Here is a 16,901-nt window from a genome sequence, read left to right on the forward strand (position 1 = left end):
TTTTAAAATTCAAATCAAAACATATGCCCATCAACTTCCAAAGAGTAGATTTCATAAGTTTCTATGTTGGGAAGAGTTGCCAGTTTTTTCAAACCTTCTTTTTTGCTGGATTTGGGTAAATCTTTGTTGTCTTCGGTATTGTCATAAACCAAGATATATTTTCCGGTACTCAGATTATAATCGATACTTGAATAATAAGAAGCGTCACCTGTTAGGCTCTCAGCACCAATTAAATAGAAACCACCGTTCTGAAATCTGTATTTGTGTACAGAGCTACCCCGAATATAATCGTGATTGATAATCAACAAACCTTTCTTGATTTCCAAACCAGAGAAAAAAGTATTATTCATATTTTCGCCACCAACAGCGCCCTTGCTTTCTGCAGCCAATTGATAATTACCGTCATTTTGTTTTAATAAAATCCTGAGTGTTCTCACAGTATTATTCTCCTGCTTCAACAGTTTTTCAGGTTGATAAACCATTACCAAATCTTCCAAGCCGTCTTTGTTGAGGTCGCCTGTTGTAATGGTATCAGATTTTTGTCCTTTTGGTAAGAAATCTTTCCAGTTTTTGGATCTCAGTGTTTTGTAATTGGTTTTGTCTGCGGGTGTATTTTCCTTTTTAGATTTTGCAAGATTGTAATTCTCAAATTGTTTTTCAGCAATGGGTTTGTACGCTCTCAATTCTTTTACATATTGATTGTAAATTGCTTCTGATAGGGAATTTGTCAATTCGGATTCTTCGGGTTTATAGTAAGTAAATTTGCGCTTGATTGTACTTCCTGAACCGTCAGAAAAGATAGATGTTTGGCTCGTCCAGTTTTTATTATCGTCGTAGGTATATTTGTAATTGATGATGTAAGTTTTCTCATTTTCCGCATCGCTGGTTTCTTTTATACAATCACCATTTTCATTGTAGGTATAAAGTTTTCTCTGTAAAAATTTATTCGGTAATTGACTGAAATAACCATAATAATCGCTTTTCAATTTTCCATCTGCGTTATAAATATAGCGATGACCAAAATCTGAAGTTTCTGAAGCTCCGTAGATATAGCGTTCTTCAATCATTCTGTCATTCTCAAAACGGTGCCAATAGCCTTTTCCAGCATCATAAACATCGTTCCCATGGTATTGAAAAGTTACTCTGTTTTTTGGATTTCCTTTTTCTACAAATTCAAAAACGACATCGTGGTTGTATCTGTCGGAAGTGTATTCTTTGCTTTTTTTTATAATTCCTGATGACAGTTTTCTATCCCAATCAAAAGGAACAAATCCTGCAGGAATATCAAATTGATTCAAATTTATTTTCTCCTCTGTTTTCTCAAGATAGATTTCGCCATCAGTAAACCAACGGACTTTCTCTAAATTTGACATATAATCGTGGATGAAATAATAATCCCATTTTCCGGATTTCAGAGTACCACTCAGGAGCATTTGTCCGGCTTTGTTCTTATCCTCAATTTCGATACTTGTTTCTTTGGAATTATCCGTTCTATACCATTTTGTCAAGGTTGGTTTTATATCTGATTTATTGAGATAAAAATAGTCTGTGTTTGAATTGTAAGGCGAGATTTCTTTTAATTTCCGTTGATTTTTATCGTATTCAAAAATAGTAATCAGTTTTTGTTTTTTGTCGCTGTCATTTTGTTTTTCCAGTGTCAGCGTTTTTACAGAACCTTTGAAATTAAGTTCCTGATCAAAAGCCTGACCTTGTACAAAGCTTGATAATACGGACACTGCAACAAATACTATTTTTAAAAATCGTTTGTGTTTTTTCATAAAATAATTTCAAGATTTGGGTTTCTGAAGTCTTTAATTTTCCAGCTATTTAAATTTAGTAATTCTATTTTAATACATTAAAATTTAGCTACAAATATTTTCACTGTCTAAATTTCTTATTCAAAATGAAAATAACAATAGATATTTAGAATGAAAAGTTTAAAATTATATGCTTGGATTTATTATCTGAGCTTTTTTTACTTCAATGAGCTTTTCTACAAAGCAGGATTGAGCTTTTTTACAAAGTAATTTGATTTTACTGATTATACCTTTGCCTTATTAAAATTTAACAAAATGAAAAAAGTAAATAAAATTTACATCAATGGCGAATTCGTAACGCCACACGGAACCGAAACTTTCGATTTAATTAATCCCGCAATTAATGTAAAAATTGGAGAAGTAATTCTCGCAGATGAAATTGACACTCGGAAAGCTATTTCTGCAGCGAAGGAAGCTTTCAAAACATTTTCTCAGACAACAGTTTCAGAGCGCATTCATTATCTTGAAAAACTTAAAATTACAGTTGAAAAAAAAGAGCAAGACTTGATTAATATAATGATTGAGGAATATGGTGGAACACGGCAGTTTGCAACGATGAGCAATCAAAATACAGGAAGCTGGTTTGAAAGTATGATAGAAGTTCTTCGGAATTTTGAATTTAAAAGAAATATTAATTCTTCAACAGTCCAATTACAACCAGTAGGCGTTGTTGGAATCATCACACCTTGGAATGCGAGTAACAGCTCAGTAACAAGTAAAGTGGTCACAGCAATCGCAGCAGGATGTACAGTTGTAATTAAACCGAGCGAAATGAGCAGTTTACAGACACAAATTCTTATGGAAGCTTTTCACGATGCAGGTTTACCAAAAGGTGTAATCAACTTCGTGACTGGTTTGGGAAATGTCGTTGGAACGGAATTGACTAATAATCCTGATGTTGCCAAAATTTCGTTCACAGGTTCTACAGCAGTTGGGAAATTAATTGCAAAAAATGCGGTAGACACAATGAAAAGAGTAACTCTGGAACTTGGCGGGAAATCTCCTAATATTATTCTGGATGATGCAGACTTAAACCAAGTTATTCCAATGGCAGTTTATGGCGCTTATATGAATAGCGGACAAGCTTGCATTGCGCCAACAAGACTTTTAGTTTCTCAAGATAAATTGGATGAGGCCAATGCAATTGCAAAATCGGTAGCCGAAAAAATTGTGATCGGATTACCAGAGAACGAAGAAACGAATGTTGGACCGATGGTAAGTATAAAACAATTCGAAAGAGTACAGAATTACATCAAAATTGGAATTGAAGAAGGTGCGACTTTGTTAGTCGGTGGGTTAGGGAAACCTGAAGGTTTGGAAGCTGGTAACTTTGTAAAACCGACCATTTTTACCAATGTGAAAAACGAGATGAGAATTGCGCAGGAAGAAATTTTTGGACCTGTTTTATCCATTATTCCTTACAAAGATGAAGAAGATGCGGTTAGAATTGCCAATGATACACCTTATGGTTTGGCGGCTTACATCAGTTCTTCAGACAATGAAAGAGCAGAAAGAGTAGCTTCCAGAATAGATGCAGGAAGAGTTTGTATTAATGGTTTCCGTCACGACCCGATGGTTCCGTTTGGTGGTTTTAAGCAATCGGGAATTGGTAGAGAATATGGCGAATTTGGACTTCAGCCTTACCTTGAAACCAAAGCTATTCTGAAATAATAATTTGTAAATTTGATAAAGCGTTATTGCACAGATGGCGCTTTGTCATTTATCATTAACATTATGAGCGAGAAATCAGAAATTGTTTATTCCTGTTATCACGAGGTCAGTCGCAAAGGAGAAAATTTTGTTCCTCAACACACGCTTTCGTATCAGTTGTCGGGAAGTTTTGCATTGATAGACGGTAAAGAAACATATCTTGCAAAAGAAGGAAATTTCAATCTTATTCGAAAAAACCAATTGGTAAAATTTGTGAAATATCCGCCTGATAATGGTGTTTTTGAAAGTATGAATATCTATCTGAGTGAAGAAAATCTCCGAAATGCCGCAAAAGAATATAACTTTACTTCGGAGCATTTTGTAGCAACCCAACCGCTTGTTCCTATAAAAGTAAATGAACTGATTAAAAATTTTTTCATCTCTTTGCAAACGATTATTGATAGCAATAGCCTTGAAAATAAGTTACTTGTCAATCTGAAAATAAAAGAACTTATTTTAATTTTATTACAGTCTGAACCTGAGCTCAAAAATATTCTTTTCGATTTTTCCGAACCTCATAAGATAGATTTAGAGGCTTTTATGATTCAGAATTACCGTTATAATGTCAATCTTGATCGATTCGCTTACCTCACAGGTCGCAGTTTGGCGACTTTTAAACGTGATTTTGAGAAAATTTTTCACACTTCTCCACACAAATGGATTTTGCAAAAACGATTAGACGAAGCTCATTTTTTGATCAAGGAAAAAGAAAAATCGCCATCTGATATTTATGTAGAACTTGGTTTCGAAGATTTGTCTCACTTTTCCTATACATTCAAAAAACATTTTGGTTACAGTCCTACGCGGATAAATGCTTTTATATAGTTATCTGACCATTATAATTTCCGAAAAATTATAATTAAATTTGTTCTGAAACCGAAAATCAATGTTCGAAATTTTCCAAAAATATCTTAACGACAAAATAGAACTTTCCAATTCGGAAATACAATTAATAGAATCTTTCTGCAAACCCAAAAAACTCCGTAAGAAACAGTTTCTTTGTCAGGAAGGAGATGTTTGGCATTACAACGCTTTTATTTGTCGGGGTTTGGTAAAAACTTTTTCCATTGCTGAAAACGGAACAGAGCACATCATCAACTTCTCTCCCGAAAATTATTGGACAGGCGACCGAGAAAGTTTGATTAACGGAACACCTTCTCGTTTGAATATTGATGCTATCGAACCAACAGAACTGATTTTAATCGAAAAATCAGATTTTGAAAAGCTTTGTGCAGATATACCTCAACTGAACCAAATGGTCAATCAGATTATTCAGAAAAGTTTTATTGTATCTCAGGGGAGAATTTTGGCGAATATAAGTTTTACGGCAGAAGAAAAATATCAGAATTTCCTTGAGAAATATCCTCACATTGTCAATCGAATTCCACAACATATGATTGCTTCCTATATTGGAATTACACCCGAAACCCTTACCAGACTGCGTAGAAATATGGTCAAGAAATAAAACGTTTCATTTTCATTGACATTTGTTTGCTTTATTTTCAAGCTTTTGTCAATGGAAGAAAACCTCATCTTGCAACATCTTTGTCTTATTAAAATTAACAATTAAAAATAAGACAAAATGAACAAAACAGTTTTTATCACAGGAACAAGCACAGGCTTCGGAAAATTAACAGCTACAACTCTTGCCAACGCAGGTTACACCGTAATCGCAGGAATGCGGGGTGTTTCAGGAAAAAATGAAACCGTAGCCAAAGAATTGGGAGCTCTCCCCAATTTAGAAGTCGTTGAAATCGATGTAACCGACGATGCATCCGTAACCAATGCTTTCGAAAAAGTCCTTCAGAAATACGGTAAAATCGATGTGTTAGTCAACAACGCAGCCGTTTCTGGTTTCGGATTGTTGGAAGCGTACAGTTTGGACAGAATTCGCCAAATGTTTGAAGTGAATTTCTATGGAGTTATCCGAACTTATCAGGCTGTATTGCCTTCTATGAGGGAGAATAAGAGCGGTTTGATTATCAACATCACTTCCGGAGCGAGTGCGCATACTTCGCCTTTTATGGTTCCATATTTTGCATCGAAATTCGGGGTTGAAAGTATTACAGAAGGTTTACAGGACGAATTGAAACAGTTCAATATCGACAACGTCTCCATCCAGCCAGGAGTTTATCCAACAGAAATGAATACAGGCGAAAAAGCAGGAGTTAATGCAGACAAACCAGAACTTACGACATTGTATGACCCATTTGCGACAGAACAATTCAATGCGATTGGCGCTGCATTATTCGGAAAGATGAAAGAATTTAATATGAATCCGCAAACCATCGCAGACGGAATTTTGGAATTGATTCAGATGAAAGAAGGGTCTCGTCCGTTACGTTTTCCGTTGGATGCCGTTGCTCAGGGAACAGATTTGGAATTCATCAATGCAAGAGCCGAATTGAAAGCAAAATGGTTAGCAAAATATAGCGAATAACTAAAGTTTTTAAATCATAACTAATAAGGTTGGAATATTTCGTTCCAGCCTTTTTTGATTTCTTATTTGGAGCTTAATCCCGCTTTCCACTATATCTTTTTCGCGAGCGCTTTTTTCAAGCCATTTCAGAAAAAGGATGCCGTTGCAATCGGGGCTAGAGAGAAATTTTGGTATTCAAATCATCAGTTTCATTGACATTTGTTTGCTTTTTTTTCAAGCTTTTGTCAATGGAAGAAGGCTTCCGAATGTTGGAAATTTGCTTCATACAATAACAACAAAAAATTATCATAATGAGCAATTTAAAAAAAACAAATCAAAGCCAACGCAACAGCAGTAGCAAGTGCACTTTTATTATCAACAGCAGTTTCAAACACTTCAGCGCAGGAAAAAACAGGAATTCTTGGAATCGACCACGTAGGAATCAACGTTCCGAATATGAAACAGGCGGTGAATTTCTTCACAGACGTTTTAGGATTTTCGCCAGTTACAACTTTAGGCCCGATTCCTTTGGATGATGCGTGGAAAAAGAACAATCATATGAATGCTAAAACCGGTCCCGTAACCATCAAAATGGTAAAAGCAGGAACAGGAGCCAACATCGAGTTATTCGAATATCAAGATAATAAAGGAAGTTCTCAACAACCTGGAGGAGACGATATCGGAGCAAGTCACATTGCTTTTTATACGAATGACATCAATAAAAGTGTAGCGTATCTTAAAAGCAAAGGCGTACAATTTTTAGGAGAACCGTTTTTGATGCCATCGGGAGATACAGAAGGCGAAACTTGGGTTTATTTTGTAACACCTTGGGGTTCTAAAATGGAATTGGTCTCTTATCCAAACGGAAAAGGTTATGAGAAAAAAAATCCTGCAACGATTTTATGGTCGCCTAAAGATGTCGTAAAAAATCAAACCGAAAAATCAGATGCTAAACCGCTTTCTGAAACAGAAATTAAATCTTTAGTAGAAGGACATTTAGCAATCTGGAACGAGAGAGACCTTAAAAAACGTGAAGCATTAATGTCAAAAATTTATGCCGATGATATTGAAATGGTGGACAGTCATTTTATCGCAGTCGGTCACAAAGAAATCAATGGTTTTGTGGATGGATTACAACAGAAAAATCCGAATTCTAAATTCTCTCACATCAAAGCAATAGACATTAATCACAACATTGCAAGACTATATTGGCAGAATGGAACTCCCGAAAAACCAGATGCTGTAACAGGAATGGATTTATTCGTTTTCGAAAACGGAAAAGCTGTGAAACTGTACGTTTTTGTAGACAATAAAAATTAAATTCTCTTTTAAATTTCAAACAAACTTTAACAATAAAGAAGTCGGTGAATAAGAATTCATCAGCAGGATTCTTGTTCCCTTTTTTTCAAAATTTTAATCAAACTCAAACTTTAACATTTAAAATAAAACAATATGAAAGCATCGGTAATCAATCAAAATTCAGCCAACGAAACATTAATCCGTGAATTGTATAGAATAGCCGAAGTTCAGTATTCAAAAGGATTTACAGAACTTTTTGCAGAAGACGGTTATTTCTGGGACGTATCTTCAGGAAACAAATATTACGGTGAAGACATCGGTAAAACTGTGGATATTTTTGCTACGGCTTTTCCAGATATGCACAGAGAATTATACGAATTGTACGTCTTGGAAGATGAAAATACAGTCATCGTAGAATTATCATTGAACGGAACTCATAACGGTCCACTTCAATTGGCTTCGGGAACTTTGGAATCCACAGGAAAAACCATCGAAGTGCCTTGTTGTGATGTCTTCAAAATTGAAAACGGAAAAGTAAAATCCTTCCATTGTTATAATGCCGGAACAATACTTTTAGGACAATTAGGAGTTCTTTAAATATTTTAAAATAATCAAGGTAAATGTGAATAATCATTTGCCTTGATTTAAAACATAAAATCAAATGAAAAATATCATAGAATTACTGAACTGGAGATATGCCACAAAAAAAATGACGGGCGAGAAAATTTCTTCAGAAAAAATCAATAACATATTGGAAGCAGCTCATTTGGCTCCTTCAGGCATTGGATTGCAGCCTTACGAAATCATCGTTATCAGCAATCCCGAAATCAAAAAGAAAATATTACCGATAGCAATGAATCAACCTCAAATTGTAGAATCATCACATCTTTTGGTTTTCGCTGTTTGGGATGAATATTCTAAAGAAAGAATTGATAACGTATTCGATTATCTGGCAGAAAAACGCAATGTAGACTCTACTCATTATGATAAACAAAGAGCATTTTCAAAACAGTTTTTCGGAAATATGAGCATCGAAGAAAACTTTCATCACGCAGCAAAACAGGCGAATATTGCTTTAGGTTTAGCGATTGTTGAAGCGGCTTCGGAAGGAATAGATTCTACACCGATGGAAGGTTTTGACCCGATTGCACTTGACGAGTTTTTGAAACTTTCATCCAAAGGTTTACGAAGCTCAATGTTGTTGGCTTTAGGCTACAGAGACACAGAAAATGACTGGAATCTTAATCAGAAAAAAGTACGCAAACCATTTGAAGAGTTTGTGACTTTTCTTTAATCATTAATTTTAAAATAATTATAACAAAAGCTTATTGTAATTCAATAAGCTTTTGTTGTTGTAATCACATTATATTGTTATCCTGCTTTACACATCGCATCCCAAGTTGTCCAAAAATGAGCATTAATTGATCCTGGGGCTGGATTTAGACTGTCAGCAACAATTCCTACCATTGAGGCGCAGTTAGAATTACATCCTATCTCATTGCTACTTCCTGATTGTGGAGGAATTTGGCGCCATGTACCTGTAGAACCACTTAATAATTCTACTTTTATTTCAAAAATTCCGGAAAGATCTGGCGTTTGGATTTGCTTAGTTGGATTGTCACTCGAAATAGAATCACTCCAGTTTTCTTGTGAAAAAGTTACGCGCCAAGTTGAAATCATTTTGGACGTGTCGTTTTGTGGGGAAAGGTATACCCAAAATTGAGCACCGCCACCTAATTGAAGCTGACCGGTTGAGTTTACATTAGTTTCAGACATATTAATTTGTTTTTATTGGTTTATTAATAAGTCAAAGTAACAAAGAAGATGAGAATTGCTATAGGGTATAAATCAGCAATTTATAGTTTGAGTATAAATACGGATTGTTGAATATATTTTATTTCTGAATCATAAAATGGAGATTTATATTTAATTGTTTAACTGTAATTATTTGTTTTTTAATATTTTAAGTTAAATTAGTCAGATTCCTTTTTTTTGATATATTTGAAACCAGACCTTAAAACCATATTTCCATTTTGGAATCTCAATTTGAAAAATTATATTCTGATTACAAAAATCAGGTTTATTTTTTCGTGAAAAAATACGTTCACGGACAGGATGGTATTGAAGATATCGTTCAGGATATTTTTGTCCATCTGTGGAAGCATAGAGATTCTTTGAATAAGAATAAAGAAGCAATAGTTTTCAAAACTGCTAAACAAGAGATTGCTAATTTTTACAGGAAAAATAAATTGTCTTTCTCTGATTTCAAGGAAGAATCTCATCTCAGCATTGTGAAGGACGAATATGACGAAGAGCAATTCAAATCCTATTCTGAACAAGCAGAAAAATTACTCAAACTAATTCCTGAAAAAAGCAGGTCTTTCTTCCTCAAACATAAAATTGATGGACTGAGTTATTCCGAAATTGCAAAAGAAAATAGTATTTCCAAGAATGCTGTAGCCAAGCACGTTAATAAGGTTCTTCACATCCTAAAAACAAACATTAATCTATTTTTTCTACTATTGATTTTCATTAAAAATTTTTTTTAAGGTTGACGATTTCGGTAGGTCTGCGTAATTAATCGTAAGACAGAAATCAATCTGAAACTAAAATAAGTTTATAATGAAGAAATCATTTTCTATTCTGCTGCTCGCAGCTTCTTTTTTTTACCAGGGACAAACTACTAAAGAAGAAATCCTCTCAGACCTAAATCAAACCGGCGGTGTTTACTACGCTTATCCAACTCCGACAAAAAAACTGACTGCGGTTCCATCAGGATATCAGCCGTTTTACATTAGTCATTATGGAAGACACGGTTCAAGATGGCTCATTAATGACAAAGATTTTTCCGGTGTAATGGACATCCTGAGAAAAGCTAATGAGAATAATGCTTTGACAGAAAACGGAAAGTCAGCGTTACAACGGTTGGAGAAAATCTGGAAAATTGCTGAAGGTCATAACGGAGATTTGACGGAATTAGGCGGATTACAGCATAAGCAGATTTCACAGAGAATGTTCAAGAATAATCCGCAGGTTTTTGGAAATAATGCTGTTGTAACTGCAAAATCGACTGTTGTTCCGAGATGCATCATCAGTATGGCTTATTTTACCAATGAATTGACAGCAAATAATCCAAAGCTTAATATCAGCGTAGAATCTTCTGATAAGTATATGAAATATCTGAATCATCATACCAAAGAATCTATCGATTTCAAAAGTCAGGATAACTTCTGGCAGGAAGAAAAACGAAAGCTAAAACAAGATGCTTTACGCTCAGACCGATTTATCAAAAATCTCTTCAATAATGATGAATATGTTTATAAAAATGTGAATCCTGAAAAAGTGGTGGAATCTTTCTATTGGATTGCCAGCGATATGCAGAATCTGGAGACGGACATTTCTTTTTACGATTTGTTCACGAAAGATGAATTGTTCAATATTTATCAGGCAATCAATTATCAATTCTATGTGAATGATGCTGCGTCGCCTTTGAGTAAAGGATTGGTAAAAAATAATGCAATTCCGTTAGTCAAAAATATTCTGGAAGAAGCCGAAGATTATATCAAAAACAATAAAAGTGGAGCATCGCTTAGATTTGGACACGATGGAAATATTGCACCATTATTAGCTTTTATGAGAGTTGAAGGAATGGACAAGGAAGAAATCAATCCAAGAGAAGTTTATAAAGTTTGGAATACATTTCAGGCTGCACCAATGGCTGCCAATCTTCAGATGATTTTTTATAAGAATAAGAAAAGTGATGTTTTGGTGAAATTTCTTTTGAATGAAAACGAGGTCAGCATTCCTGTTGAAACCAAAAGTTTTCCTTACTACCAATGGAATGAAGTGAAAACTTATTTGGAAAAAATGACCAAGTCAAATTAATATCAAATTTTTGAATTAAAATCAATTTAAAAAACTTTAGAAAAAAGGTTGACGATTTAGAAATCTTGCGTAATACTGAATATGAATAACATAGACGACGAAAATTTTAAAAAGAACTGGGAAAAAACTTACGAAGAAAACGAGAGAATGGATTCGGAGACAGATGCACGAATCCAAGCGGGAATTCAGAGTAGGATAAAATCTGGTAACAAGTTCAAAAAATTATATTGGGTTGCTGCAGCTGCGGTAATTACGGGATTTGGTGTTCTTTTTTATACACCTTCTTCGCCGGCTTCTGTGGAGAAAGCTCAGTCTCAATTTTATTCCAGTGTGGATTTTACGAAAAAGATTAGCCTTCCCGACGGAAGTAGTATTGTGTTAGAGCCCCACAGTACACTCGAATTAGCAAAAGATTTTGGAAAATCGGACCGTAAAATTACATTCACAGGAAAAGCGACTTTTGATATTGCAAAAGATAAGACGAGACCTTTTAGAATCAATGCAAAAGATTTCACGGTACAGGTTTTAGGAACTAAATTTTTTCTAGACCAAACAAGCGGAAAAGAAAAAGTGGAGCTTTTTGAAGGAAAAGTGAAGGTTGACCATCAGGGAAAAATCACTTATCTGCTTCCAAACGAATCTTGGAACAAGAATGTGGAAGAGAAGCCTCAAACTTATCTTGTCGCAAATGTGAAAAGGAATTTCTCTTTCGAGGATGAAAATTTTGAAAATATCATCAATGAACTGGAAATCGTTTATAATGTTAAAATCGATTATCCTCAGGAATATGCCAAAAAGAAAATCAAAGGTTCATTCTCTGGCGATATGAATGAGGTCTTGTTCGCAATTTGTTATCCATTCAATCTTAAAGCTGAAAAAAAATCTGACAATCAAATACAATTAAAATAAAAAAGCACCGATAATGACGGTTATCGATGCAATAAATGATTTGACTCGCTAAAGTATAATCAAATTAATCCCCAAATTTATGAAAAAAACAGTAATGTCTGTAATCTTATTGGTTGCCACAGGTCTTCCAATCGTTTACGGACAAGCCGGACAAACACCGCCGGTTGCTATGAAAAAAGAGAATCGGGTGTCCATTATCAAAGTTTTTGATAAGCTCAGCAAATCTTCCAAGATTCCATTTCTCTATTCCAGCACAGATTTCAAAGATGTTTTTGTGAATGATAATGCTATCAATTATTCATCTCTGGAATCATCATTAAAATATCTCAAAAAATTCTATCCGATAGAATATGAAATAAAAAATAATACGGTTGTTCTTAGAAAAACCAGTGCTAAATTGATTTCTCAATCAGAAAATTTTCCCATTCCCAAAGACACTATTTCGGTGCAGGAGAAGAAGATTGATGAGGTGGTAATTATCGGTTATGGTAAAGTTAAAAAGTCCGATGCTACAGGTTCTCTTACGACCGTTAAAATCGACAGCGAGAATGATGGAAGTCCGGTTTCTGCACAAGATGCGTTGACGGGAAAAGCAGCCGGAGTTAACATCATTTCTCCCGGAGGAGCGCCAGGTGCTGGTTCAACTATCAGAATCAGAGGTGGTTCTTCTTTGTCCGCCAGTAATGACCCGCTTATCGTGATTGATGGGATTGCGATTGACAACTCTTCGACCTCAGGTTCCAGTAATATTTTGGGGATGATAAATCCAAACGATATCGAGACTTACACAGTTCTGAAAGATGCTTCTTCAACGGCTATTTACGGTTCCCGAGCTTCTAATGGTGTGATTATCATTACAACTAAAAAAGGAAGTAAAAAAACAAGATTTCAATATTCTTCCAATACAAAAGTGAGCTACAATCCCAAAATGCTTGATGTTCTGAACGGTGATGAATACAGAAGTTTTATCAAGGATTATTACGCCGGAAATAATACGATTATCAACGGTCTTGGAACGGAAAACACCGATTGGCAAAAGGAAATCTACAGAACTTCTGTGAGTAATGACCAGAACTTCAGTATGACTGGAGCTGTAAAGGATATTCCTTATCGATTATCGTTGGGATATACTGACCAACAAGGGATTATTAGGAAAAATTCTTATGAGAGAATGAATGCAAGTTTGGCAATCAACCCTTCGTTTTTTGATAAACATTTGAATATTAATCTTAATTATAAACCAAGTATTGAGAACAATGATTTCATTTCCAATCCGGCAAGTTCGGCTGTAGGATTTGACCCGACTCGTCCTGTTTATGACAATTCTTCTCAGTATGGTTTAGGGTATTTTATATGGAAAGATGCATCAGGAAAACCGATTACGATTGCAAGTGCCAATCCTGTTTCTGTCCTTAATCTAAGAAAAGACGAGTCCAAAGTTGTTCGTCATATTGGGAACATTCAGTTGGATTATAAAATTCACGGTTTCGAAGATTTGAAATTAAATGCCAATGCGGGTTTTGATATTTTAAAAAGTAACGGCGATATCTTCGTTCCGGATAATGCGCCTTTGGCTTGGACTTCTATTGGAAACGACGGACAAGGTCTGATTGAAAATTATACTCAGAAGAAAAATAATACCCAGTTGGACTTATATGCAAATTATACCAAAACACTTTCCAATCATAAAATTGATGTAATGGGAGGTTATTCTTGGCAGAAGTTCTGGCAAAGTTATGATGATAATCAAACCAATGTTTCCGGAAATAAAGTCTATCAGAATATCATTTCGAAGTCAGAATATTATCTGGTTTCATTTTATGGACGTTTGAATTATACTTTCAAAGACCGTTACCTTTTCACGGCAACACTTAGAAATGACGGTTCTTCGCGTTTTTCCAAAGATAATCATTGGGGACTTTTTCCATCGGCAGCATTTGCTTGGAAAATCAATGAAGAAAATTTTCTAAAAGACAGTAGTTTTTTCTCTGATTTGAAATTAAGATTAAGTTATGGAAAAACCGGTCAGCAGGATATCGGAGGGGATTACGAATGGATGCAGACTTACACCTTTAGTCAGTCCAATGCTTTGTATCAGTTGGGAAACCAGTATTACCAGACCATTCGACCAAACGGCTATGACCCGAATCTGAAGTGGGAAACAACTTCAACTTATAACGTGGGTTTGGATTTCGGAATTCTTAAAAATAGAGTTTCTGGTTCAGTGGAAGTTTATAAAAGAACAACAGACGATTTGTTGAATAAAATTTCCGTAGCAGCAGGTTCCAACCTTACCAATATGATTTTTACGAATATCGGTTCAATGGAAAATAAAGGTGTTGAAATTTCATTAAATACAATTCCGATTAAAACAACTGACTGGCAATGGACTTTGGATGCAAATATTACATTCAACGAATCAAAAATTACTAAACTAACACTTGTAGATAGTCCAAATTACGGTGTGAACATCGGAAATGTAGCAGGTTCTACGGCGGGAACAATTCAGACGCATTCTGTTGGATATTCTCCTTATACATTTTATCTGTATCAACAGGAATATGACGAAGCCGGAAAACCGATTGAAGGAAAATACAAAGGCGGACTAGTAAAAGATAAAAATCCGATGCCAAAATCCTTTCTCGGAATCTCTTCAAAATTGAGTTATAAGAATTGGTATCTAGGCTTCAATGGTCACGCTAATTTTGGGAACTATGTTTATAATAATGTGAAATCCAAAGATTATAAGACCAAAGCGACTTTAGGGAACGGAACTTATTCCAATCTTTTGAGTTATACAGCTGAGCAAGGTTTTGATAATCTGCAGCTTTACTCTGATTTTTTCCTTGAAAAAGCTTCTTTTTTCAGAATGGACAATATCACGCTGGGACATAATTTCAAGAATATCAGCGACAAGTTCGATCTGGGTGTTAACCTATCTGTACAGAATGCTTTTGTAATCACAGGATATAGCGGACTTGACCCCGAAGTTTATCTTGGAATTGACAACAATATGTATTCCAGACCTCGTTCATTCCTTTTCGGACTTAATGTTAACTTCAAATAATCCAACTATGAAACGTATATATATAACCCTTATATTTTCTATTTTCACATTAAGCTCTTGTGTCAACGACCTGGATACATCTCCAATAGATCCCAATATCGTAACCACAGACCAGGTCTATTCTGATCCTGATAATTACAAAGGGGTGCTTGCAAAATGTTACGCAGCATTATGTCTCAGCGGGCAACAGGGACCGACTGGAGATCCGGATATCAGCAATTTTGATGAGGGTTACAGCTCATTTATCCGTTTGGCTTTTTATGTTCAGATATCAACAGATGAAGCAATAATGGGTTCCCAGACCAACGGATTGAGACAAATGGCGACCAACACTTGGGATTCCAACACGGCTATCCTGAATGGCTATTATGCCAGATTGTATCAGATTATCGGTTACGCCAATGAATTTCTAAGACAGACAACCGATGCCAAACTACAGGAGAGAGGACATACTGATGCCAGCTTCAAACAACAAGTTGCTTATTTCCGTGCCGAAGCTAGATTTCTAAGAGCTTATTCTTATTGGGTTTTGTTGGATACATTTGGTAAAGTTCCATTTGTGACAGATTCTGATAAATTAGACCCACAGTTTTTACCAAAACAGATATCAAGAACCGATCTCTATTCTTATGTAGAAAATGAACTTAAAGAAATTGAAGCTGCACTTCCTGATACTAATGAATATGGAAGAGTTGATAAAACAGCAGCTGACTTTTTATTGTCAAGACTTTATCTGAACGCACAAGTTTATACCAATTCACCACAATGGGATAAAGCCGCCGAATATGCTGAAAAAGTGATTCAAAGTCATTACAGCCTCGCTCCGAAATACCTTTATAATTTCCTCGCTGACAATAATACTTCTCCGGAAATCATTTGGTCTCTGAATTTGGATGGAGTACAGTCCAAAACCTACGGAGGAACTACATTCTTTGTTTTAGCGCAGACAGGAGGTACGATGCTAAATTACCTGAATCTGGGTATTGCCGGAGGCTGGGGAAATATACGTCTTCGTCCGGAATTTGTTAACAAGTTTCAAACGTCAGATCAGAATTTTGTGACCACAGACCCTAATGCATTTACAAAAAATGATAGCAGAGCTTTATTCTTCAACATTGGGCATAAGAAAGAAATTGCCGCACTTCCGGGAACTTTTCAGGATGGTTATGCTTTCACGAAATGGAGAAATGTAACCAAGAATGGAGTAGCAGGTTCTGATGCAGCCTATGTAGATACGGATTTCCCTATGTTCCGTCTTTCAGAAGCTTATCTTACCGCTGCCGAAGCAAACTTCAGATCCGGGAAATCCTCAGAAGCACTTAATTATATTAATGTCGTTAGGAACAGAGCGTATAATAATGGAAACGGAGCAATTACCCTTTCCGACCTGAACCTGAATTTTATTCTTGATGAAAGATCCAGAGAGTTATCGTGGGAATTATTAAGAAGAACCGATCTTATTCGTTTTAACAGGTATACTACAGCAGATTATCTATGGAGCTGGAAAGGTAATGCTCAGGCTGGGAAAGAAGTGGATTCCAAATTCAATATTTACCCGCTTCCATCAGCAGATATCACAGCCAATCCAAATTTGACACAGAATGACGGATATTAACAAGAATTGATCTCACAGTCAAGTTTATATATTATTTTCTTTAAGCTTTCTGTACCAACAGGAAGCTTTTTTTATTATAGATTATATTGACAAAATTTTTTACAATTTTTAGTTTCAGCCTATATAGTAATTAAAAAAAATATCATTCAAATCATAAAATTATAACGAAAAAAATGCTCA

The 16,901-nt window shown here is 35.3% G+C and carries 14 protein-coding genes; 12 read left to right on the top strand and 2 right to left on the bottom strand.

All coding sequences use genetic code 11. The features are described from left to right. Positions 1-14: 14 nt before the first annotated feature. Positions 15-1,778 carry a hypothetical protein gene (locus tag BUR19_RS05505; RefSeq protein ID WP_074233878.1) on the bottom strand — a complete coding sequence of 588 codons (1,764 nt, stop codon included), beginning with the start codon at positions 1,776-1,778 and terminating at the stop codon, positions 15-17. A gap of 294 nt (positions 1,779-2,072) precedes the next feature. On the opposite strand from BUR19_RS05505, the gene BUR19_RS05510 reads away from it, so the two are divergent. The 7 genes from BUR19_RS05510 (at position 2,073) to BUR19_RS05545 (ending at position 8,539) form a co-directional block, all read left to right on the top strand. After that, positions 2,073-3,488, top strand: a complete 1,416-nt coding sequence (locus tag BUR19_RS05510; protein WP_074233879.1) for an aldehyde dehydrogenase family protein — start codon at positions 2,073-2,075, stop codon at positions 3,486-3,488. 63 nt (positions 3,489-3,551) lie between these two features. Beyond that, entirely contained in the window at positions 3,552-4,352 is an 801-nt protein-coding gene (locus BUR19_RS05515) for a helix-turn-helix domain-containing protein (RefSeq protein ID WP_074233880.1), read from the top strand. A gap of 61 nt (positions 4,353-4,413) precedes the next feature. Then, positions 4,414-4,992: a Crp/Fnr family transcriptional regulator gene (locus tag BUR19_RS05520; protein WP_074233881.1), complete on the top strand. Its 579-nt coding sequence runs from the start codon at positions 4,414-4,416 to the stop codon at positions 4,990-4,992. A 117-nt stretch (positions 4,993-5,109) separates the two neighbouring features. Next, positions 5,110-5,967 carry an SDR family oxidoreductase gene (locus BUR19_RS05525; RefSeq protein WP_074233882.1) on the top strand — a complete coding sequence of 286 codons (858 nt, stop codon included), beginning with the start codon at positions 5,110-5,112 and terminating at the stop codon, positions 5,965-5,967. A 312-nt stretch (positions 5,968-6,279) separates the two neighbouring features. After that, positions 6,280-7,266 (top strand): VOC family protein, encoded by a 987-nt coding sequence (locus tag BUR19_RS05535; protein ID WP_074233884.1) that lies wholly within the window; start codon positions 6,280-6,282, stop codon positions 7,264-7,266. A 132-nt stretch (positions 7,267-7,398) separates the two neighbouring features. Next, the gene (locus BUR19_RS05540; RefSeq protein WP_074233885.1) at positions 7,399-7,842 is read left to right on the top strand and encodes a nuclear transport factor 2 family protein; all 444 of its coding nucleotides are present in this window, start codon (positions 7,399-7,401) and stop codon (positions 7,840-7,842) included. A gap of 64 nt (positions 7,843-7,906) precedes the next feature. After that, complete coding sequence (locus BUR19_RS05545; protein ID WP_074233886.1) at positions 7,907-8,539, top strand: NAD(P)H-dependent oxidoreductase; 633 nt, start codon at positions 7,907-7,909, stop codon at positions 8,537-8,539. A gap of 77 nt (positions 8,540-8,616) precedes the next feature. Here the strand turns inward: BUR19_RS05545 and BUR19_RS05550 are convergent, their stop codons facing one another. Further along, a complete protein-coding gene (locus BUR19_RS05550) occupies positions 8,617-9,021 on the bottom strand; it encodes a hypothetical protein (protein ID WP_074233887.1) in 405 nt (134 codons plus the stop codon). Between the two features lie 257 nt (positions 9,022-9,278). Between BUR19_RS05550 and BUR19_RS05555 the strand changes: the two genes are divergently transcribed. The 5 genes from BUR19_RS05555 to BUR19_RS05575 all read left to right on the top strand — a co-directional run bounded on the left by BUR19_RS05555 (position 9,279) and on the right by BUR19_RS05575 (position 16,721). Next, entirely contained in the window at positions 9,279-9,794 is a 516-nt protein-coding gene (locus BUR19_RS05555; RefSeq protein ID WP_074233888.1) for an RNA polymerase sigma factor, read from the top strand. A 73-nt stretch (positions 9,795-9,867) separates the two neighbouring features. Next, a complete protein-coding gene (locus BUR19_RS05560; RefSeq protein WP_074233889.1) occupies positions 9,868-11,130 on the top strand; it encodes a histidine-type phosphatase in 1,263 nt (420 codons plus the stop codon). A gap of 81 nt (positions 11,131-11,211) precedes the next feature. Then, positions 11,212-12,039, top strand: a complete 828-nt coding sequence (locus BUR19_RS05565) for a FecR family protein (RefSeq protein ID WP_074233890.1) — start codon at positions 11,212-11,214, stop codon at positions 12,037-12,039. 79 nt (positions 12,040-12,118) lie between these two features. Next, entirely contained in the window at positions 12,119-15,106 is a 2,988-nt protein-coding gene (locus BUR19_RS05570; protein WP_074233891.1) for a SusC/RagA family TonB-linked outer membrane protein, read from the top strand. Positions 15,107-15,113: 7 nt separating this feature from the next. Further along, positions 15,114-16,721, top strand: coding sequence for a RagB/SusD family nutrient uptake outer membrane protein (locus BUR19_RS05575; protein WP_074235565.1), 1,608 nt, complete (start codon positions 15,114-15,116; stop codon positions 16,719-16,721). Positions 16,722-16,901: the final 180 nt, after the last annotated feature.

It is taken from the genome of Epilithonimonas zeae, from assembly GCF_900141765.1.
GTDB classification, from domain to species: Bacteria; Bacteroidota; Bacteroidia; order Flavobacteriales; family Weeksellaceae; genus Epilithonimonas; species Epilithonimonas zeae.

Bases quoted from the DNA above. Each gene is read 5' to 3' on its own strand.
- BUR19_RS05520 (WP_074233881.1), top strand. From the start codon at position 4,414: ATGTTCGAAATTTTCCAAAAATATCTTAACGACAAAATAGAACTTTCC.
- BUR19_RS05510 (WP_074233879.1), top strand. From the start codon at position 2,073: ATGAAAAAAGTAAATAAAATTTACATCAATGGCGAATTCGTAACGCCA.
- BUR19_RS05545 (WP_074233886.1), top strand. From the start codon at position 7,907: ATGAAAAATATCATAGAATTACTGAACTGGAGATATGCCACAAAAAAA.
- BUR19_RS05505 (WP_074233878.1), bottom strand. From the start codon at position 1,778: ATGAAAAAACACAAACGATTTTTAAAAATAGTATTTGTTGCAGTGTCC.
- BUR19_RS05565 (WP_074233890.1), top strand. From the start codon at position 11,212: ATGAATAACATAGACGACGAAAATTTTAAAAAGAACTGGGAAAAAACT.
- BUR19_RS05550 (WP_074233887.1), bottom strand. From the start codon at position 9,021: ATGTCTGAAACTAATGTAAACTCAACCGGTCAGCTTCAATTAGGTGGC.
- BUR19_RS05575 (WP_074235565.1), top strand. From the start codon at position 15,114: ATGAAACGTATATATATAACCCTTATATTTTCTATTTTCACATTAAGC.
- BUR19_RS05525 (WP_074233882.1), top strand. From the start codon at position 5,110: ATGAACAAAACAGTTTTTATCACAGGAACAAGCACAGGCTTCGGAAAA.
- BUR19_RS05570 (WP_074233891.1), top strand. From the start codon at position 12,119: ATGAAAAAAACAGTAATGTCTGTAATCTTATTGGTTGCCACAGGTCTT.
- BUR19_RS05540 (WP_074233885.1), top strand. From the start codon at position 7,399: ATGAAAGCATCGGTAATCAATCAAAATTCAGCCAACGAAACATTAATC.
- BUR19_RS05515 (WP_074233880.1), top strand. From the start codon at position 3,552: ATGAGCGAGAAATCAGAAATTGTTTATTCCTGTTATCACGAGGTCAGT.
- BUR19_RS05560 (WP_074233889.1), top strand. From the start codon at position 9,868: ATGAAGAAATCATTTTCTATTCTGCTGCTCGCAGCTTCTTTTTTTTAC.